This window comes from Nitratireductor sp. StC3, assembly GCF_003015025.1.
Classification (GTDB): domain Bacteria; phylum Pseudomonadota; class Alphaproteobacteria; order Rhizobiales; family Rhizobiaceae; genus Mangrovimarina; species Mangrovimarina alexandrii.
Genome location: NZ_PYBP01000002.1, coordinates 263824 through 282434 on the forward strand (window position 1 = coordinate 263824; position 18611 = coordinate 282434).

The window sequence follows — 18611 nt, forward strand, 5'->3', positions numbered from 1 at the left end:
TCCTGAAATATGCGACATGTCGTAACCGCTGACGAAGCATCGTTTCGGCAATCTGGGAGGTTCGCGTGCCTGGCAAGGACGATCCGGTGATCATCAAGAAATACGCCAACCGCCGCCTCTACAATACGGGCACGTCCACCTATGTAACGCTCGAGGACCTGGCCGAAATGGTCAAGCGCGGCGAGGATTTCACCGTCCAGGACGCCAAGTCCGGCGAGGATATCACCCATCCCGTGCTGACACAGATCATTTTCGAACTGGAAAACAAGGACGGGCAGAACATGCTGCCCGTGTCCTTCCTGCGGCAGCTGATCTCGTTCTACGGCGACCAGATGCAGATGATCGTGCCCAGTTTTCTCGAACAGTCGATGTACGCCTTCGCCAAGGAGCAGGAGCGCTTTCGCGAGCAGATGAAGGATGCCATCGGCAAGACCCCGATGGACATGATGGGCATGTCGACGCCGATGAAGGCGATCGAGGAGCAGACCCGCCGCAACATGGAAATCTTCCAGAACGCGATGCGCATGTTCACGCCCTTTCCCACGGGCATGTCGCCGGAGGCTGGCGAAACCGTCGAGCAGACATCGCCCGAAACCGAGGGAACGTCCGACGATCTGCGCGATTTGAAGGAGCAGATCGCCGCCATGCAGCGCAAGATCGATTCGATGGACAAAAGCTGAGCCGCGCCGCCCGCCACGACGACGATATCCGGGCGATCATCGCCAATCCCGGCACCATCCCCTTCCGATCGGTGAAACTATTTCGACCGAACGCGCCGTATGGAAGCGGCTGCGGGTCGAATAGACCGGTCGACGTGGAAACGGGAGAATCCGATGAGCGACCTCAGACTTGAAACCGCCAACACCGTCATCGCGACCGCCTTTGCCAAGGGCGCCGAAAACGGCCTGAAACCGCTCGCGGTCGCCGTGCTCGACGCCGGCGGGCACCTCGTCGCCTTCCAGCGTCAGGATCTCTCCTCGCTGATGCGTTTCCAGATCGCGTTCGGCAAGGCCTGGGGCGCGCTTGCGCTCGGCATGGGGTCGCGCGGCATCGACGCCATGGCGCGCGAACGCCCTCATTTCATGGCCGCACTGTCGGACGCTGCCGGTGGCCGCCTCGTTCCGGTACCCGGCGGCGTTCTGATGCGCGACGCGGCCGGCCGCGTGCTCGGCGCCGTGGGCGTTACCGGCGATACGTCCGACAATGACGAAGCCGCCGCGATCGTCGGCATCGAGGCCGCCGGCCTCGTCGCGGACGGCGGCTGAGAGGTCTGGTCGCCGGCCATTGGAAAGCCGTGGCAGCGCGCGTATCGCCCACCGCCACGGCAGGCCAGCTTCGATGGACTGCGGCGAAATCGTGCCGTGATCGCGGCCTTCGCCGGAGACTGGCGTGCGCCTCCGGGCAAATCGCGACCGGCCGCCAAACTGTAACAAAATGTCCGCGAGGCCGTCTCCTTAACCGAGGCGGGACGATTTCGGACGGCCGCGAATGGCGAAGCCGCTGCCGAAGATCCGCCGTGCAAACCGACAAACCGGAGCAAGACACGGAGGCTGCCAGATGCAAACGCTCCAGGATGAACGCACAAATCGTCAAATCATCACGATCTACGCGCCGATCTTCATGGAGAAGCTGGAAAGGCTCGAAAGACGCGGACAAGGCCATTGCCTGGAAGCGGTCGAGCTTCGAAAAACCCTCGCGCTGATAGACCGCGCGCAGGCCCGATCCCACCTTGAACACGACGCCCGCCGTTTCTCGTCGCAACGTGACGGGGGCGCACCGACCCGACCAAGTTGACGATGGCGAGCGCTCCATGTCGGTGAACCGCGAAATCGAATTGAAAGGGGCGATCCGATCCGAGTATCTCGACCGGGTCGAGACCCTTCCGGCAATCGAGCGACGCACGGTCGGGCGGACGACAACGAGAAAGCTCGTAACCGTCTATTTCGACACGCCAAATTATGCGCTGCGTCGGCTGGGTCTGTCGCTGCGGGTGCGCAAGGTCGGGCGCGCCTATGTGCAGTGCGTCAAGCAGGCGCACAAGAAACTGGGTGGCATTCTGGTGCGGACGGAGTGGGAAGGCCCGGTCCCGAGCCAGGCCCCTGCCATTTCGGTTATCGAGAACAAGGGCCTTCGGCGCCGGATAAAGCGCGTCGGAATCGAGCATTTGCAGCCCGTCTTTCGCACGGACGTTCTGCGCCGCTCGCGAACCCTCAAATTCGAAGACGGCAGCACGGCCTCGATCGATATCGACGTTGGCGACATCCTGGCTGGCGACGCCTCCGAACCGATCGGCGAATTCGAGTTGGAGCTCGAAACCGGTGCCCCCGAACGGATATTCGAACTCGCTTCCGAAATCGGCAAGGCGATCCCCTTTCGGCTTGCGGCGCCGAGCAAAGCCTCGCGCGGCTACGCGCTTTTGACCGGGGACGGGCCTCGACCGCGCAAATATGTCAAGGTCAAACTCGCCAGGGATGCGACCGTCGAGCAGGTCCTGACCGAGCTGGTTCAGCACTGCCTCGATCATTTGCAGGCCAACGAAGCCGCCACGCTGGCTACCGACGACACCGAGGGCGTACACCAGATGCGTGTTGCGCTCAGGCGGATGCGCGCCGCGCTGCGGCTTTTCAAATCTACCCTTCCGGAGGATCAGTATGGCTGGGCCGCCCGCGAAGCGAAGTGGCTGACGGGCGAACTGTCTGAGGCGCGTGCCTGGGATGTCTTCAGCAATGAATTCCTGGCGCCCGTGGCGCGGCTTTACGGTGCGGAATGCGGCTTCGATACGCTGACGGCGGCCGTCGAGCAGGCAAGGCGGCGCAGCCGCCGGCGCGCGCGCGATGCCATCGGAACCGAGAGGTACACCGAGTTCTTGTTGCACCTCAGCGCCTGGCTCTCCGGCCAGGCCTGGCGCGACCAGCCGGTTACGGAACGCACGACGCGCCTTCTCGATCCGATCGGCGCCCATTGCGTGCAACTGCTGCAGAAGCGGGACCGGAGCGTGCGAAGGCGGGGGCGGGATATCGCAAACCTATCCGGCGCCGCGCTTCACGAACTGCGCCTCGCGGTCAAGAAACTGCGCTATGCGGTGGACTTTTTCGAGGGTCTCTATTCGAAAAAGCAGGTGAAGGCCTATCGCAAGCATCTTGCCGGCCTCCAGGACGGGCTTGGATATCTGAACGATGTCGCGGCTGCGGACACGCTCCTTCGCGACCTGGCTCTCACCGGCGGCGATCGAACGCCTCCGGCCTGGGTTCACGCAGGCGGCCTGACCGTCGGCTGGCATCGCCATGCCGCGATCGCGGCCAAGGAACGCCTGGTCGAGACCATGACGGGCTTCCTGCGCACCGAACCGTTCTGGCATGGCGGATGAGGGCGTGAAGATGGTCGGTCGAGGCACAGCATTCCAGGCTTACGCGAAAAAACCGCTCGCCGACCGATGAGCGCGGTCGTGGCCCTGATGATCGTCGGCGTGCTTATCGTGCTCGTGTACGACTATACGAACGGTTTGCAGGACGCCGCCAACATGTTGGCGACAATCGTGGCGTCGCGGGCCACAACGCCCATCCAGGCGGCGATACTCGTCTGCGCGTTCACCTTTCTCGGACCCCTCCTCGGCGGCACGGCCGTCGCCAACACAATCGGCAATTTCGTCGACGTGACCGACCTGGAGACCGCCGCCTCGCTGACGGTCGTGCTTGCCGGGCTTGCGGGCGCCGTCGCGTGGAACCTGGTCACCTGGTGGTTCGGCCTGCCGGCATCGTCGTCGCAGGCGCTCGTCGGCGGTCTCGTCGGCGCCGTCGTCGTCGCGGCCGGGCCGGACTACGTCGTCTGGGGGTTTTCCGCCATGGCGCGCGGGCAACTGACCGGTGTCACCAAGGTTTTGGGCGCCCTCCTCGTCTCGCCGGTCCTCGGCTTCCTCCTTGGCTGGGTGACCCATTGGATCATGAGTTTCGCCTTGCGCGGCGCGCGCCCTGGCGTCAACCGGTTTCTCCGTGGCATTCAATGGCTGACCACGGCCGCGCTGGCCTTTTCCCACGGCACCAACGACGCGCAAAAAGGCATGGGCATCATCGCCATGCTGCTGGTGCTCGGCGGCGTCAATGCCGAATTCCGCGTGCCTTTGTGGGTTATCCTGGTCAGCGCGACGGCGATCGCGCTGGGCACGCTCGCGGGGGGATGGCGGATCGTGCGCACGCTGGGTTTCGGCATCTACAAGGTGCGGCCGATCCATGCGCTCGATGCCCAGCTGGCGTCGAGCGGCGTGATCCTGGCCGCTTCCGCCATCGGCGGGCCGGTATCGACCACGCAGGTGGTCAGCACCGCCATCATGGGCATCGGCGTCTCGGAACGGCCGAAATCCGTACGCTGGGGCACGGCCCAGCACATCGTCGGCACTTGGCTTGTCACCATGCCGGGGGCGGCCGCCGTATCGATCGGATTCTACGTCCTGATCCAGTTTTTCGCGCGAAATTTCTAGAAAAACGAAGCCGCGCATGGCCTGGAGAGGCAAAATTTGATGGAAAATGACACAAAAGCGAAGCCCGCCACATCGACATCGCGATTTTCGCGGCTCTTGAACGCGATGTTTCCCCGCATGCCAGATTTTTACGGTCTGCTCGATGATCAGTCCGCTCTCGCCGTGCGCGCAACCGCCGAGCTCGTCGCCTTCATGGAGACCGGCGACGAGGTCAGGGCGACAGAAGTGCGCCGGCTCGAGCACGAAGGCGACAAACTCAAGGCACGAAACATCGACGTGCTTCATCGTTCCTTTTCGACCCCGTTCGACCGTGAGGATATCCACCGGGCGATCACCGCCATCGACGACGGGCTCAACTACGCCAAGACCACGGTGCGCGAGATGGAGATCCTCGGGATCGAGCCGGACGCGCGCATGCTCGAGATGGCGCGGTTTCTGCACCAGGGCGCCACGGCGTTGCAATCGGGATTCGGCAGGTTGAAATCGCGCCCCTCCGAGGCGGAACGCGACGCCGACGCCGTCCGAAAGACCGAACGCCGGGCCGAAAAAATCTATCGCAGGGCCATCGCCGAACTGTTCGATCCGCAACAATATGCGCGAGAACTGGCGGAACGGCGCAAGCAACCGGGAGAAGACTTGGGGCTTTTGCTCGAACCGATGGATCGGGTGGCGTGCGGCGCGGTCGTCCAGGGACTGTCCTTTGTCTTGGAAGCGTTGAAGCGTCGCGAGGTCTACCGGCACCTCTCCAACGCGTCCGACCACATGGCGCATGCCGGCGATGTCTTGCACGACATCGTCGTCAAGTCAGGCTGAGAGACGCGGCGCAGCTACATAGCAAGGGGTTCGACGGATGAGCGAGAAAGCCAGGAAAAACGAAAATCCCGACGCCGGCCGCTACAAGGAGACCCTGAGACGGCTTCAGGTCGAACTGGTCAAGCTGCAGCGACATCTGATCAAGAACGACCTTCAGATCCTCATCTTGTTCGAGGGTCGCGATGCGGCAGGCAAGGACGGCGTCATCAAGCGCATCACCCAGCATCTAAGCCCGCGGGAAACACGGGTCGTTGCGCTCGGCAAGCCGTCCGACCGAGACCGCCATTCCTGGTACTTCCAGCGCTACGTGCCGCATTTGCCGTCAACCCAGGAAATGGTGCTGATGAACCGCAGCTGGTACAACCGCGCCGGCGTCGAGCGCGTCATGGGCTATTGCAGCGACGACCAGGTTCAGGATTTCCTGAAATCCGTACTGCCCTTCGAGCAGATGCTGGTGGATGACGGCGTCCAGCTGTTCAAATATTACCTGGATATCTCAAAAAAGGAGCAGAAGCGCCGGCTCAGGGACCGTCGCGTCGATCCACTCAAGCAGTGGAAGATCAGTCCGATCGACAAAGTCGCGATCAAGCACTGGGACGATTACAGCGCCGCCCGCGACGAGATGTTCGAGCGCACCCACAACGAGATCACGCCCTGGTATGTGGTGCAGGCCGATGACAAGAAACGCGCACGCCTCAATGTGATCCGTCATCTCATGTCGCTGGCCGAATGTCCCGACCGGGACGAGCACGCAGCCAGACCGGATCCGGAAATCGTCTTCGCCTATGACGCAAGGCACCTCCAAAGCGGCGCGATTGCCCGGTAATGATCGAGGCCGTACCGACCCTCGGTGTTCGCTGAAACAGCGACGCATGCCGTGCGCGGCAAACGCAAGCCGATTGGCCGGCGTGCCGCTATAGCGTTCCCAGGCGAAGTGGAAGCCGGTTCGCCGTTCAAAAACGCGTTGGGACAATAAGGTGGAGCCGGTCTGCGTATCCGCGAAAAGCAGAACGGATCTAGTGAAAGCTGACGTCGCGGCCGGCCGAGCGGATCGACACCGAAAACCCGGCGATCAGATCGACCAGCGTAATCACCATCAGGATGAAGAACACCGAGTGCGCGGCGCCGCGCACCAGCAGGAATTCGACCAGAAAGGCGACGAAGACGAAGGTGGACAAGAGATGGTCGACCACCGACGCGTTCGAGGTGCGGGTCGACTTCATGATCTCCAGGAACAAGAACACCAAGCCGATCACGATCATCAGGTCGCCGAGCGTCATGGCAAAGACGCCGCCCGACATCATGGCGAGCGAGAAGATTTCCTGCGCCCAGGGATCGGCGCCGCCGCCGAACATGCCGGCAAGGCCGAGATTGTAGAGAATGAAGGGAATGATCAGCAGGGGGACGATGCCCAGCATGGCGCGGCTCCGTTGCGGCAAGGAACTTCTGGTTTCACCAAGAAGCGCGCCACGTCAAGACGATGGTGCCGCAACGTTACCCGCCTGCACCCGCATAAACGCAAAAAGACCGGCCGGAGCCGGTCTTCGACATGCGGTGCGAAAGAAAAGCCTCAGCTTTCCTTGGGCTCCAGCACCTGACGACCGCGATACATGCCGGTCTTCAGGTCGATATGATGCGGGCGCCGCAGTTCGCCGGAATTGCGATCCTCGACATAGGTCGGCGCCTTGAGCGCGTCGGCGGCGCGACGCATGCCGCGCTTCGACGGCGACGTTTTTCGTTTCGGTACAGCCATGGACCTGCTCCATCACTCAAATCAATGCCCGCCGCGCCCTTCAGGAAAGGACCGTGTCTCGACAGGTCAACATCTGGAAAGTCGCGTGCCTATACACGCTGCCGGGGCGTTTGACCAGTCGAGACTGTCACTTTTTTTCACGCCCGGCGTCACGACCCGCCCGCGCCCTAGCGCACGCATCCGACATAATCGCCGGCGCCGGCCGCACGCTTTTCGATGATCCCGGCGAGTCGGTTCAGCCCCTTGCCGGGCTTGGCTGGGTTCCGCTTGGCCGGATTGGGCAGGGTGACGGCGAGAAGGGCCGACTGTCGACGCGTCAGCGTGGCGGCCGAGCGGTTGAAATGGTGTTGGGCGGCCGCCTCGGCGCCGTAGATGCCCGGGCCCCATTCGACGATGTTGAGATAGATCTCCATGATGCGCTTCTTCGGCACGATGGCATCAAAGACCAGCGCCAGCGGCGCCTCGATCGCCTTTCTCAGCAGTGAGCGTCCGTGCCACAAGAACAGGTTCTTCACCGTCTGCATGGGGATCGTGGACGCCCCGCGCGTCGGTTCGCCCGACAAGGCATCGTCGATGACCACGTTGAGTTCGCCCCAGTCGATACCCCGATGCGAGCAGAACTGCCCGTCCTCCGACATCATCACCGAGTGGACCAGAACCGGTGCCATCTCGCCGATCCGCACCCAGCGCCGCTGATAGGGTGTGCCCGTCACCAGGTCCCGCACCATCAGGGTCGAAACCGGATGGACGGCGGGCCAGACATAAAACACCGACAGCGCCAGCGGCAGCAGCGCGACCGCCACACAGGCCGCGACCACGCGCCGCAGCCACTTCGCCCCTCCCGATTTGCGCCTTTTGCGCCGTGTCATGCGCGTCTCCGCCAGCGGCCGCTTGCCCGGATACGGGCCGGACCCATGTTCTCTAGCGCACATAAATCGGCGCTACCATCCATGCAACGCGTGTCCGCCGGCCGGGTTGCCACGGCCGGCGGACTTGACCGCAGGCGAAATTGTCGCCATCGCAACACCATGACGACCGAGCTTTCCGCCCTTTTCGAACAGACGCTGGCCATGCGTGCCGAGACCGTCGAGGCTGTCTTGCGCGGGCTTTTCGACGATCGTGTCCGCACCGGCGAAATCGTGCGGCCGCCACGGCTGATGGCCGCGATCCGGCACGGCGTCTTCAATGGCGGCAAGCGCCTGCGCCCCTTTCTGGTCATGGAAAGCGCGGCCCTGTTCGGCGCCGCGCCAGAGGCGGCAAGCCATGTCGGCGCCGCGCTCGAATGCGTGCACTGCTATTCGCTGATCCACGACGACCTGCCGGCGATGGACGACGACGATCTGCGGCGGGGCCAACCGACCGTGCATCGGGCTTTTGACGAAGCGACCGCCATCCTGGCCGGCGACGCGCTGCTGACAGTTGCCTTCGACATTCTGGCAAGCGGCGATTTCGCGCTGGCTCCTCCGGCGCGCCTGGCTCTGGTGCAGGGGCTGGCCCGGGCCGCCGGCATAGGCGGCATGGTCGGCGGACAGATGCTCGACCTGGCCGCCGCCGCCAACCCGCCCGACGAGCAAGGGGTAATCACGCTGCAGGCGATGAAGACCGGCGCGCTGCTGCGTTATGCCTGCGAGGCGGGCGCCGTCGTTGCCGGCGCGAGTGCAACCGAGCGCGAGCGCCTGTCCGAGTTCGGCGCGGCCATCGGCCTCGCCTTCCAGCTCGCCGACGACCTGCTCGATCTGACCTCCGACGCGGCAACCTTGGGCAAGGCCGCCGGCAAGGACGCCGGCGCCGGCAAGGCGACGCTTGTCGGCCTCAACGGGCCGGCCTGGGCGCGCCGCCAGCTCGACGGGTTGATCGCGCAGGCCGAGGCGCTGCTGGAGCCGTTCGGCGCCGACGCCGCGATGCTGAAGGCGGCCGCGCGCTTCGTCGCCGAGCGCACATCCTAGTCCGCCTCCGGCAAAGACGGTTCGCACGGTCCGGCGCAGCAAGCCGATGACGCCAGCCGCAGTCGTCCACATGTCCACCCGGGGTTGCAGTGGCCCTGCGGCACAGCGTTAAGCTGAATTTAATTCAACGCATTCAATTTGACACATCTGTTCGAGTACGAGGTTGGATGCGTCAATGTCCTCGATGATAACGCGCGCCTATATGCGCGGGCGCCTCTATATGGTCTTGATCAGCTTCGTCCTGGCAGTTGCAACCGGGACCGGCTTCATCTTGTGGAAGCTCGAAAACGCCAAGATCGACGTCAAGTTCGGCGCCGTGATCAGCTATATGGCCGAAGCGACCAGCGACGTCATCTACCAGTCGCTGCGTCTGGAACATCTGAGCGCCAATCAGCGGTCGCAGACGGCCGATCGCGCCACCGCCTCCACGACATCCCTCGCCGGCCCGGCACCGCTCGGGGCGGCCGGACCGGCCGACGTCAACGCCGTTCATGCCGAGTTGACGGCGGCCCTCGCGCGGCTCGAGCAGGCCTACGACACCTTGGAAAAATCGTCCGGCGCCGAGCGCGGGATGCTCGAAAGCCGGCGCATCGCCATCGCCGAAGGCGACGGCGCGGACCAGGTGGCACTGGAACACATCAACACCGTGTTCGACGCGATTTCGGGCCTGCGGGCTCCGCTGGCCGTGCGCCAGGTCTGGGACGACAGGGGCACCGGCATCTCATTGAAAGCGGAAATCCGCCAGGTGCTGACGTTGGCCAACCGTCTGGAGATTTTCGCCGACTACACGACACCGAGCGCGCAGCGCGTCTTCCGCGAGCTGCAGCAACTCGCCAATCGCACCATCAAGCCGCATCTGGCGCTGATCCAGGACGATCTGAGCGAGGATATGGCCTACAGCTACACCACCTTGCAGTGGTTCATGGTGCTGGTCGGGCTCACCATCGTTCTGGCGAGCGCGCTGGTCGGCCTTCGCGTGCTCGATCCGATGATGCTCAAGGTGGCCACCACGCACGAAAATCTGCAAGAAGCCCACGAATCGATTGAGGCCGCGCTCGAACGGGCCGAATCCGCCGACCGGGCCAAGTCCGAATTCCTGGCCAATATGAGTCACGAGATCCGCACGCCGATGAACGGCGTGCTGGGCATGGCGGAACTGTTGTCGCGCTCGGAACTCGACAAGCGCCAGGCGATGTTCGTCGACGTGATCTTGAAATCGGGCGGCGCGCTTCTGACGATCATCAACGACATCCTCGATTTCTCCAAGATCGACGCGGGCCAGCTCGAGCTCGACCCGGCGCCCTTCCGCCTCGGCGAGGCGATCGAGGACGTCGCCACGCTGGTTTCGGCCCGGGTCGCGGAAAAGGATCTCGAATTGATCGTGCGGGTCGATCCGCATTTGCCGGCCTCCGTCACCGGCGATGTCGGCCGCTTCCGCCAGATCGTCACCAATCTCGTCGGCAACGCGGTGAAATTCACCGAAAAGGGCCACGTGCTGATCGACGTGTCGGGTACCGTCGAAAAGGGGATCGCGACGGTCACCGTGCGCGTGGAGGATACCGGTATCGGCATTCCCGAGGCCAAGCTCGCCAGCGTCTTCGACAAATTCGCCCAGGTCGACGCCTCCTCGACGCGCAAGCACGAGGGCACCGGCCTCGGCCTCGCAATCGCCTCGCGCCTCGTCGAGCTGATGGATGGCGACATCGCGGCCGAAAGCGTGCTCGGCAAGGGATCGGTCTTCCGCTTCACCGTCCACCTGCCGGTCGACGAGACCGACACCGGCAGCAAACCCGTGCCCTACGACGTCTCGGGAGCTCGTGTCCTGATCGTCGACGACAACCCGATCAATCGGGACATTCTGTCCGAGCAGATGCACAGTTGGGGTTTCGAATGCGCGGCCGTCGAAAACGGCGAAACCGGACTCGTCTTCCTCAAGCGGGCGGCGGAACTCGGCGCGCGGGTCGACTGCGTTGTCCTCGACTACCAGATGCCGGGCATGAACGGCGTCGAGACCGCGCGCGCGGTCTCGGCCGATCCGGCCACCGCCGCGATCCCGATGCTGCTCCTGACCTCGGTCGATCAGTCCGATGTCAGCCGACTCGCCACCGAATGCGGCATCGCCGCGCAATTGCCGAAGCCGGCCCGCTCCTCCGCGCTGCTGGAAGCGATCGTGGCCGTGCTGCAATCCGCACGCGCGGCCGCCGCCGCATCCGATCACGCGCCGGACGCGCCGACCTCTCGCGAACGCGCCGCGCCCGGGCAGACGCTCGAACGCCGCATCTCGGCGGCCTCGTTGCGCAAACCTCCGCATCTGGACGTGCTGGTGGCCGAGGACAACGAAGTCAACCAGCTGGTTTTCCGGCAGATACTCGACGGTCTCGACCTGTCCTACCGCATCGCCTCCAATGGTCGAATGGCCGTCGAGATGCACCGGTCGTTGCGGCCCAGGATCGTGCTGATGGACGTCTCGATGCCGGAGGTGAACGGCCTGGAGGCGACGCGAACCATTCGCAGGGCCGAGGCCGAAACGGGAGAGCATACGCCGATCATCGGCATCACCGCCCATGCGCTGAAGGGCGATCGCGACAAATGCCTGGATGCCGGCATGGACGATTATCTGTCCAAGCCGGTGTCGCCGAACAAGCTTTCGATCAAGATCGAGACCTGGCTGCGCGGCGGCGACATGGCCCGCACCGCCTGACGCGACGGGCCGGTCGCCTCATTCGGCCGCGTCCGCGCCGGCGCGCCCGAACCGGCGTTCGACATAGTCGGCGACCATCTTTTCGAACTCGGCCGCGATCGCCGGGCCGCGCAGGGTCGCCGCCTTGCGGCCGTCGATGAACACGGGCGCCGCCGGCATCTCGCCCGTCCCCGGAAGCGAGATGCCGATATCGGCGTGTTTGGACTCGCCGGGTCCGTTGACGATGCATCCCATCACCGCCACCTTCAGCTCTTCGACGCCGGGATATTTGTCGCGCCACACCGGCATGTTGCGGCGCAGGTCGCCCTCGATCTTCTGCGCCAGTTCCTGAAACACGGTCGACGTCGTGCGGCCGCAGCCCGGACAGGCCGCCACCACCGGCACGAACTGCCTGAAGCCCATCGTCTGCAGGAGTTCCTGCGCCACCTGAACCTCGCGCGTGCGGTCGCCGCCCGGCTCCGGGGTCAGCGAAATGCGGATCGTGTCGCCGATCCCCTGCTGCAAAAGCAGGCCCATGGCGGCCGACGAGGCCACCACTCCCTTGGTGCCCATGCCGGCCTCGGTCAGGCCCAGATGCAGCGCGTGGTCCGAGCGCCGCGCCAGCTCCGCGTAGACGGCGACGAGATCCTGGACCTGGCTCACCTTGGCGGACAGAATGATCCTGTCGCGCCCGAGCCCGATCTCCTCGGCCAGTTCGGCCGACAGCAGCGCCGACTGCACGATGGCCTCGCGCGTGACTTCGGCCGCCGTCCGCGGCGAGCCGGCTTGCTGGTTTTCGTCCATCAGCCGGGTCAGCAATTCCTGGTCCAGCGAGCCCCAATTGACGCCGATCCGCACCGGCTTGTCGAACCGGATCGCCATTTCGACGATATCGGCGAACTGGCGGTCCCGCTTCTCCTTGAAGCCGACATTGCCGGGATTGATGCGGTACTTCGCCAGCGCCTCGGCGCAGCCCGGATGATCCGCGAGCAGCTTGTGGCCGATATAGTGGAAGTCGCCGATCAGCGGCACCTCGATGCCCAGGCGCGCGAGCCGGTCGCGGATTTTCGGGACCGCGGCAGCACTTTCGTCGCGGTCGACGGTGATGCGCACCAGCTCCGAACCGGCGCGGTGCAGCGCGGCCACCTGGGCGACGGTCGCGTCGACGTCGGCGGTGTCTGTATTGGTCATCGACTGGACCACGACCGGCGCCTCGCCGCCGACCAGGACGGATCCGACCGTGACGCCGACCGATCGGCGGCGCGGCAGCGGGGCGGAAAGATAGCCGGTCATGGCCGGGCTCCCATGTGGAATTACCGTTGGTGCCGAGTTGGCGAAGCGGCACGGCGATGTCAACCGCGTCCTCAAAACATCCTTATCACGAAAATCGTGATGCCTGGCGACTGGAAATGCCATCGGAAGCTTGCCATTTGTGCATTGCACAAAGTTTGCTAATGCATCGCAGCATGACGCACGAGAAGATGATCTCGATCGAGCACGCAAGGAGATTTCGCCCATGAGCCAGCGCAAGACCGCCCTCGTCACCGGCTCCACGTCCGGCATCGGCCTCGCCATCGCCGAACGGTTCGCCGCCGACGGCCTCAACGTGGTGCTGAATTCCTACACCGACGACAGTCGCGATCACGCACTCGCCGCCGAGCTGTCGCAAAACCATGCGGGCGAGGTGGTGTACATCCAGGCCGACATGTCGAAGCCGGACCGGTGCCGGGCGCTGATCGCGGCCGCCGCCGAGCGCTTCGGCACGGTCGACGTCCTCGTCAACAATGCCGGCATCCAGCATGTGGCTCCGGTCGAGGATTTCGCGCCGGAAAAATGGGACGCGATCATCGCCATCAACCTGTCCTCGGCCTTCCACACCATCGCCGCCGCCGTGCCGCTGATGAAGAGGGCCGGCACCGGGCGCATCGTCAATATCGCCTCCGCGCACGGCCTCGTCGCCTCGCCCTTCAAATCGGCCTATGTGTCGGCCAAGCACGGGATCATGGGCCTGACCAAGACGGTGGCGCTCGAACTCGCCACGCACAAGATCACCTGCAACGCGATCTGTCCCGGCTATGTTCTGACCCCGCTGGTCGAGGCGCAGATTCCCGATCAGATGAAGGCGCACGCCATGGACCGCGAGACCGTCGTGCGCGAGGTCATGCTCGACAGGCAGCCGACCAAGGAATTCGCCACGGTCGAGCAGATCGCCGCGACCGCCGCCTTCCTCGCCTCCGACGCCGCGGCCCAGATTACCGGCACGCATATTTCGGTCGACGGCGGCTGGACGGCCGCGTGAGGCCGGCCCTGCGCTGGCGCTAACGAGAGTTGCAATGATGGCTGGAAAAGGCGGCGGAGCAAACCGCAAGACGGTCAATGTCGCGCTTCAGGGCGGCGGCTCGCACGGCGCGTTCAGCTGGGGCGTGCTCGACTGCCTGCTCGAAGACGGCCGGCTCGACATCGCCGCGATCTCCGGTACCAGCGCGGGCGCGATGAACGCCGTCGCGCTCGCCGACGGTTGGGTCAGGGGCGGTGCCGACGGCGCGCGCGCCAAGCTGCACGACTTTTGGCGTTCGGTCGCCCGCAAGGGCCGCTTCAGCCCTGTCCAGCGCATGCCCTGGGACGTGGCGCTCGGCAATTGGTCGGTGGAAAACACGCCCGGCTATCTCTGGTTCGAAGCCATGTCGCGCACCCTGTCGCCCTATGCCGCCAACCCGCTCAACATCAACCCGCTGCGCGACGTGGTCGAACACGAAATCGATTTCGACCGCGTGCGCGCCTGCGACGCGATTCAACTCTTCGTATCCGCCACCAATGTCCATACCGGCAAGCTGAAAGTGTTTTCCACCGCCGATCTGTCACTCGACGTGGTGATGGCCTCGGCCTGCCTGCCGCAGATGTTCCAGGCGGTGACCATCGACGGCACACCCTATTGGGACGGCGGTTACGGCGGCAATCCGGCCCTTTATCCCTTCTTCGAGGCGAATCGGGTCGAAGACCTGCTTCTTGTTCAGATCAATCCGGTCGCCCGCGAGACCACCCCCGTCACCGCGACCGAAATCCAGAACCGGATCGACGAGATTACCTTCAATGCCGCGCTGTTGAGCGAGTTCCGCGCGATCGCGTTCGTCAAAAAGCTGATCGCCGCCGGCAGGCTCGGCCATGGCGACTATCGCGACATCCGCATGCACCGCATCGACGCCGACGAGGCGCTGAAGGGCCTGACGGCCGCCTCCAAGGTCAATGCCGAATGGGCGTTCCTGGAATATCTACGCGATCTCGGCCGCTCCGCCGCCCAGGACTGGCTGGACGAGAATTTCGACGCCGTCGGCGTGCGCCAGACCCTGCCGATCGAGGAGGAACTCGACAAGCGGCCGCACGGGCGCCCACACGCCCTCGGCCGGCGGGTCCGCGAGTTTCTGGCCGGACGCCCGAAACCGGCGACCATGCGCGATCAGGGCTGAAGGGCGAGACCGACCAGCCGCACCAGCCGGCGCGCCGCCGGTTCCCATTCCTGCGGCCCCGCCGCGCGCGCCTTCATGCCTTCGATCCCATCGAGAAGGAGCGCGGCCAGCGTCTCCGGCGAAAAGCCGCGCGCGCCGAGATCGACCGCGCGCGCGGCCGCCTCCGCGGCAAGCGCAGCGGCCACGATGGCGAGGAAGCGGTCGCGCCATGCGGCCATTTCATCGGCTGCCAGACTGTTCTTGGCGTCGAGGATTTCCGCACCGTGCGGCGCTTCGAAAAACACCCGCATCATCGAAAACAGGCTCTTGTCCAGACCGTCCATCAGCCTGGCCTCGATATCGCCGCCGCCGGCCAGAGCCTGTTCCAGCGCGCGGGTCGATTCGGCGAATTTGCGCGCGGCGATCGCCCGGTAGATGTCGCCCTTGTTCTTGAAGTCGAGATAAAGCGCCGGCCGCGACAGATCCGCCGCGCGCGCGATGTCGTCCATGGTGGTGCGCTGGAAACCATAGGCCAGAAACACCTTGATCGCGCCCTCGACGATACGGTCGCGACGCGCCTCGTCCGCCCCCGGCGCGACGGTCTTCAAATCCTGCTTCACGGCAATGCTCAAAAGCCCCTGCATTCAAGTTGATTGACAAAATAACAGAAAATGTCAGTATGTCCAACGACGGCCTCGCCCCGGCGAGACCCGAAAGGCACTGGATGACAACGAAGGGTATCCCCATGCGCCTCACCGTCAACGGAAACCCGATCGATATCGACGCCGACCCGGACATGCCGCTGCTGTGGGCGTTGCGCGACCTCGCCGGTATCACGGGCCCTAAATTCGGCTGCGGCATCGCCGCCTGCGGCGCCTGCACCGTGCTTGTCGACGGCACGCCGGTGCGTTCCTGCGCGCTGCCGGTCGGCATGGTGGAAGGCGACGTGGTGACGATCGAGGGGCTGGCCGGAGCGGACGGGCTTTCCGTCGTGCAACAGGCATGGCTCGACGAACAGGTGCCGCAATGCGGTTATTGTCAGGCCGGGCAAATCGTCAGCGCCCATGCGCTTCTGGAGGAGATACCGGACCCGACCGACGACGACATCGACAACGCGATGGCCGGCAATCTGTGCCGGTGCGGCACCTATCCGCGCATTCGTGCCGCGATCAAGCGCGCGGCCGCCGAAAAAGCCAGAACGGGAGCCTGAGCCATGGCCTCTCTCGGAAAGATCGCCCGGCGCACCTTCCTGATCGGCGCGGCCGCCGTCGCCGGCGGGGTGGCCGTCGGGTATTATGTCTATCGCCGCCCCTATCCCAACCCGCTGGAGGACGAACTCGCCGAAGGCGAGACAACGTTCAATCCCTATGTGATGATCGGCGCCGACAATGCCATCACGGTGATCGCGCCGCGCGCCGAGATGGGCCAGGGCGTGGCCACGACGCTGGCCGCTTTGGTGGCCGAAGAGCTCGACGTCGATCTCGACGCCGTCACCGTCGAACACGGCCCGGCCTCTTACGCCTATTACAATTCCGAGATGCTGGCCGAGGGCGGACCGTTTCCGTTTTTCGAAGAGGGCGTGGTCGCCGAGCTGATGCGCGGCGGCATGGGTGCATTCGGCAAGTTTCTCGGCCTCCAGGGCACTGGAGGCTCGACGTCGGTGCGCGACGGGTTCGACAAAATGCGCACCGCCGGCGCCGCCGCCCGGCAGATGCTGCTGGCCGCCGCCGCCGCGAGGCTGGACGTGGAAATCGGCACGCTTGCGACCGCCGATGCCACGATCACCCACGAGGCGACGGGCCGCACGCTTTCCTATGGCGAGGTCGCGGCCGATGCCGCGCGCCTGGACCCGCCTTCCGATGTGCGCCTCAAACAGCCGGCCGACTGGCGCCTGCTCGGCAAGGCGCAGCAACGCACCGACATGCGCGCCAAGGTAACCGGCGCGCCGATCTTCGGCGTCGATGTCAGCCTGCCCGACATGCTCTACGGCACGGTCAGGATGAGCCCGCGTTTCTGGGCCGAGCCGGCCAAGGCCGATTTTTCCGAGGCCGAAAAAATGCCCGGAATCGTCAAGATCGTGCCGATCGACACCAGCTACGGCCATGGTTTCGGCGTCATCGCCGAAAACACCTGGGCCGCCTTCCGCGCCGCCGAGGCGATCGAGGTCGAATGGGGCGAAGCCGACTATCCGCAAGACAGCGCCGCGATGTCGGCCTTTCTGCGCGAGGCGCTGGCGGCCGAGGCCGGCGATGCGCTGCGCGACGACGGCGATGTCGACACCGCCTTTGCCGATGCGCCCCAGGACAGGGTGGTGGAGGCCGAATACGAGGTGCCCTTCCTGGCCCATGCCTGCATGGAGCCGATGAACGCGACCGCGCGGCTGAAGGACGGGTTGCTGGAGGTCTGGTCGCCGAACCAGATGCCGACCCTTACCCGCCAGCTCTGCGCCGCCATGGCCGGCGTCGACACCGAAAACACCCGCGTCCACACCACCTTCATGGGCGGTGGCTTCGGCAGGCGCGGCGAGATGGACTATTCCATGTTCGCCGCCCTGCTCGCCAAGGAAACCGGCGGCCGGCCGGTCAAGGTCATCTGGACGCGCGAGGAGGACATCCGCCACGACACCTACCGCCCGGCGGCGATGGGACGGTTCCGCGCCCGCCTCGGCGCCGACGGCCTGCCCGAAGCGGTCGACATGAAGATCGCCTCGCCGTCGACGATCGCCAGCACTTTGCGACGGACCTTCCCCTCGCTCTCGCCGCTCGGACCGGACAAGACGATCGCCGAAGGCGCGTTCGACCAGCCCTACACCATCCCCGACTACCGGGTGGCGGCGGTCAAGGCCGATACCGGCGTGCCGGTCGGTTTCTGGCGTTCGGTCGGCAATTCCTTCAACGGCTATTTCCACGAATCCTTCCTCGACGAGCTGGCGGCTGCCGGCGGGCTCGACCCGGTCGAGATGCGGCTGAAGCTGATGGCCGACCATCCGGCCGCCGTCAAAGTGGTCGAGAAGGCGGCAGAGCTGTCCAAGTGGAGCGAAACGCTTCCCGCCGGTCGCGCCAAGGGTTTCGCCTTCACGCTTTCCTTCGGCAGTTGGGTGGCGGAGGTCGTCGAGGTCGCGGAAACCGACGCCGGCATCCGCATCGAAAAGGTTTGGATCGTCGCCGATGTCGGCACCGCGCTCGATCCCGGCATCATCGAGGCGCAATTGACCTCCGGCGCGATCTTCGGCCTATCCTCGGCGATCGGCCAGGAAATCACCTTTGCCGACGGCATGGCCGAACAGTCGAATTTTCACGATTACGACGCCATGCGCATCCACCAGTGCCCGGCTTTCGAGGTCGCGATCCTGCAGAATTACCACAAGATGGGCGGCGTCGGCGAAATCGGCACGCCGCCGGCCGTGCCGGCGCTCGCCAACGCCGTCTTCGCCCTGACCGGCAAGCGCATTCGCTCGCTGCCGCTTTCCCGCGAGGTCGATTTCGCATGACCGTTTTGGCGA

The 18611-nt window shown here is 65.0% G+C and carries 18 protein-coding genes; 13 read left to right on the forward strand and 5 right to left on the reverse strand.

Annotated elements, in window-relative coordinates; translation table 11 throughout:
- Positions 1 to 65: 65 nt before the first annotated feature.
- From phaR to ppk2, 7 genes are all read left to right on the forward strand, one after another.
- Positions 66 to 680: a polyhydroxyalkanoate synthesis repressor PhaR gene (phaR, locus tag C7T96_RS05765; protein ID WP_106570225.1), complete on the forward strand. Its 615-nt coding sequence runs from the start codon at positions 66 to 68 to the stop codon at positions 678 to 680.
- 153 nt (positions 681 to 833) lie between these two features.
- Positions 834 to 1265: a heme-binding protein gene (locus tag C7T96_RS05770; protein ID WP_106570226.1), complete on the forward strand. Its 432-nt coding sequence runs from the start codon at positions 834 to 836 to the stop codon at positions 1263 to 1265.
- 223 nt (positions 1266 to 1488) lie between these two features.
- The gene (locus tag C7T96_RS23825; protein WP_146149144.1) at positions 1489 to 1794 is read left to right on the forward strand and encodes a hypothetical protein; all 306 of its coding nucleotides are present in this window, start codon (positions 1489 to 1491) and stop codon (positions 1792 to 1794) included.
- A 16-nt stretch (positions 1795 to 1810) separates the two neighbouring features.
- Positions 1811 to 3367, forward strand: coding sequence for a CYTH and CHAD domain-containing protein (locus C7T96_RS05775; RefSeq protein ID WP_106570227.1), 1557 nt, complete (start codon positions 1811 to 1813; stop codon positions 3365 to 3367).
- A gap of 66 nt (positions 3368 to 3433) precedes the next feature.
- Entirely contained in the window at positions 3434 to 4474 is a 1041-nt protein-coding gene (locus tag C7T96_RS05780) for an inorganic phosphate transporter (RefSeq protein ID WP_106570228.1), read from the forward strand.
- A 117-nt stretch (positions 4475 to 4591) separates the two neighbouring features.
- A complete protein-coding gene (locus C7T96_RS05785) occupies positions 4592 to 5287 on the forward strand; it encodes a DUF47 family protein (RefSeq protein ID WP_106570515.1) in 696 nt (231 codons plus the stop codon).
- Positions 5288 to 5324: 37 nt separating this feature from the next.
- Positions 5325 to 6113, forward strand: a complete 789-nt coding sequence (gene ppk2, locus C7T96_RS05790) for a polyphosphate kinase 2 (protein ID WP_106570229.1) — start codon at positions 5325 to 5327, stop codon at positions 6111 to 6113.
- 190 nt (positions 6114 to 6303) lie between these two features.
- Here the strand turns inward: ppk2 and C7T96_RS05795 are convergent, their stop codons facing one another.
- The 3 genes from C7T96_RS05795 to mtgA all read right to left on the reverse strand — a co-directional run bounded on the left by C7T96_RS05795 (position 6304) and on the right by mtgA (position 7909).
- On the reverse strand, positions 6304 to 6705 hold the full coding sequence (locus tag C7T96_RS05795; protein WP_106570230.1) for a hypothetical protein: 402 nt from the start codon (positions 6703 to 6705) through the stop codon (positions 6304 to 6306).
- A gap of 152 nt (positions 6706 to 6857) precedes the next feature.
- Positions 6858 to 7040: a 50S ribosomal protein L32 gene (gene rpmF / locus C7T96_RS05800; RefSeq protein WP_106570231.1), complete on the reverse strand. Its 183-nt coding sequence runs from the start codon at positions 7038 to 7040 to the stop codon at positions 6858 to 6860.
- A 167-nt stretch (positions 7041 to 7207) separates the two neighbouring features.
- Complete coding sequence (gene mtgA / locus C7T96_RS05805) at positions 7208 to 7909, reverse strand: monofunctional biosynthetic peptidoglycan transglycosylase (protein WP_106570232.1); 702 nt, start codon at positions 7907 to 7909, stop codon at positions 7208 to 7210.
- 159 nt (positions 7910 to 8068) lie between these two features.
- Here mtgA and C7T96_RS05810 point away from each other — a divergent pair, with 159 nt between their 5' ends.
- Both C7T96_RS05810 and C7T96_RS05815 read left to right on the forward strand, forming a co-directional pair.
- The gene (locus C7T96_RS05810; protein ID WP_106570233.1) at positions 8069 to 8986 is read left to right on the forward strand and encodes a polyprenyl synthetase family protein; all 918 of its coding nucleotides are present in this window, start codon (positions 8069 to 8071) and stop codon (positions 8984 to 8986) included.
- Positions 8987 to 9161: 175 nt separating this feature from the next.
- A complete protein-coding gene (locus C7T96_RS05815) occupies positions 9162 to 11687 on the forward strand; it encodes a response regulator (protein ID WP_245414070.1) in 2526 nt (841 codons plus the stop codon).
- A gap of 18 nt (positions 11688 to 11705) precedes the next feature.
- Here C7T96_RS05815 and ispG read toward each other — a convergent pair whose 3' ends face one another.
- Positions 11706 to 12959 (reverse strand): flavodoxin-dependent (E)-4-hydroxy-3-methylbut-2-enyl-diphosphate synthase, encoded by a 1254-nt coding sequence (ispG, locus tag C7T96_RS05820; RefSeq protein ID WP_106570234.1) that lies wholly within the window; start codon positions 12957 to 12959, stop codon positions 11706 to 11708.
- A gap of 214 nt (positions 12960 to 13173) precedes the next feature.
- On the opposite strand from ispG, the gene C7T96_RS05825 reads away from it, so the two are divergent.
- On the forward strand, positions 13174 to 13965 hold the full coding sequence (locus C7T96_RS05825; RefSeq protein WP_280951717.1) for a 3-hydroxybutyrate dehydrogenase: 792 nt from the start codon (positions 13174 to 13176) through the stop codon (positions 13963 to 13965).
- A 37-nt stretch (positions 13966 to 14002) separates the two neighbouring features.
- On the forward strand, positions 14003 to 15130 hold the full coding sequence (locus tag C7T96_RS05830) for a patatin-like phospholipase family protein (RefSeq protein WP_106570517.1): 1128 nt from the start codon (positions 14003 to 14005) through the stop codon (positions 15128 to 15130).
- Here the strand turns inward: C7T96_RS05830 and C7T96_RS05835 are convergent.
- Positions 15121 to 15729 carry a TetR/AcrR family transcriptional regulator gene (locus tag C7T96_RS05835; RefSeq protein WP_245414071.1) on the reverse strand — a complete coding sequence of 203 codons (609 nt, stop codon included), beginning with the start codon at positions 15727 to 15729 and terminating at the stop codon, positions 15121 to 15123. The genes C7T96_RS05830 and C7T96_RS05835 overlap by 10 nt on opposite strands.
- 125 nt (positions 15730 to 15854) lie before the next feature.
- Here C7T96_RS05835 and C7T96_RS05840 point away from each other — a divergent pair, with 125 nt between their 5' ends.
- Both C7T96_RS05840 and C7T96_RS05845 read left to right on the forward strand, forming a co-directional pair.
- Complete coding sequence (locus tag C7T96_RS05840; RefSeq protein WP_106570237.1) at positions 15855 to 16319, forward strand: (2Fe-2S)-binding protein; 465 nt, start codon at positions 15855 to 15857, stop codon at positions 16317 to 16319.
- 3 nt (positions 16320 to 16322) lie between these two features.
- A complete protein-coding gene (locus C7T96_RS05845) occupies positions 16323 to 18599 on the forward strand; it encodes a molybdopterin cofactor-binding domain-containing protein (RefSeq protein ID WP_106570238.1) in 2277 nt (758 codons plus the stop codon).
- The last annotated feature ends 12 nt before the right edge of the window (positions 18600 to 18611 follow it).

What these genes read in the sequence shown, in the direction of transcription:
- C7T96_RS05770 (WP_106570226.1), top strand. Translation starts at nt 834, where the DNA reads ATGAGCGACCTCAGACTTGAAACCGCCAACACCGTCATCGCGACCGCC.
- C7T96_RS23825 (WP_146149144.1), top strand. Translation starts at nt 1,489, where the DNA reads ATGGCGAAGCCGCTGCCGAAGATCCGCCGTGCAAACCGACAAACCGGA.
- C7T96_RS05775 (WP_106570227.1), top strand. Translation starts at nt 1,811, where the DNA reads ATGTCGGTGAACCGCGAAATCGAATTGAAAGGGGCGATCCGATCCGAG.
- C7T96_RS05780 (WP_106570228.1), top strand. Translation starts at nt 3,434, where the DNA reads ATGAGCGCGGTCGTGGCCCTGATGATCGTCGGCGTGCTTATCGTGCTC.
- C7T96_RS05785 (WP_106570515.1), top strand. Translation starts at nt 4,592, where the DNA reads ATGCCAGATTTTTACGGTCTGCTCGATGATCAGTCCGCTCTCGCCGTG.
- ppk2 (WP_106570229.1), top strand. Translation starts at nt 5,325, where the DNA reads ATGAGCGAGAAAGCCAGGAAAAACGAAAATCCCGACGCCGGCCGCTAC.
- C7T96_RS05795 (WP_106570230.1), bottom strand. Translation starts at nt 6,705, where the DNA reads ATGCTGGGCATCGTCCCCCTGCTGATCATTCCCTTCATTCTCTACAAT.
- rpmF (WP_106570231.1), bottom strand. Translation starts at nt 7,040, where the DNA reads ATGGCTGTACCGAAACGAAAAACGTCGCCGTCGAAGCGCGGCATGCGT.
- mtgA (WP_106570232.1), bottom strand. Translation starts at nt 7,909, where the DNA reads ATGACACGGCGCAAAAGGCGCAAATCGGGAGGGGCGAAGTGGCTGCGG.
- C7T96_RS05810 (WP_106570233.1), top strand. Translation starts at nt 8,069, where the DNA reads ATGACGACCGAGCTTTCCGCCCTTTTCGAACAGACGCTGGCCATGCGT.
- C7T96_RS05815 (WP_245414070.1), top strand. Translation starts at nt 9,162, where the DNA reads ATGTCCTCGATGATAACGCGCGCCTATATGCGCGGGCGCCTCTATATG.
- ispG (WP_106570234.1), bottom strand. Translation starts at nt 12,959, where the DNA reads ATGACCGGCTATCTTTCCGCCCCGCTGCCGCGCCGCCGATCGGTCGGC.
- C7T96_RS05830 (WP_106570517.1), top strand. Translation starts at nt 14,003, where the DNA reads ATGGCTGGAAAAGGCGGCGGAGCAAACCGCAAGACGGTCAATGTCGCG.
- C7T96_RS05840 (WP_106570237.1), top strand. Translation starts at nt 15,855, where the DNA reads ATGCGCCTCACCGTCAACGGAAACCCGATCGATATCGACGCCGACCCG.
- C7T96_RS05845 (WP_106570238.1), top strand. Translation starts at nt 16,323, where the DNA reads ATGGCCTCTCTCGGAAAGATCGCCCGGCGCACCTTCCTGATCGGCGCG.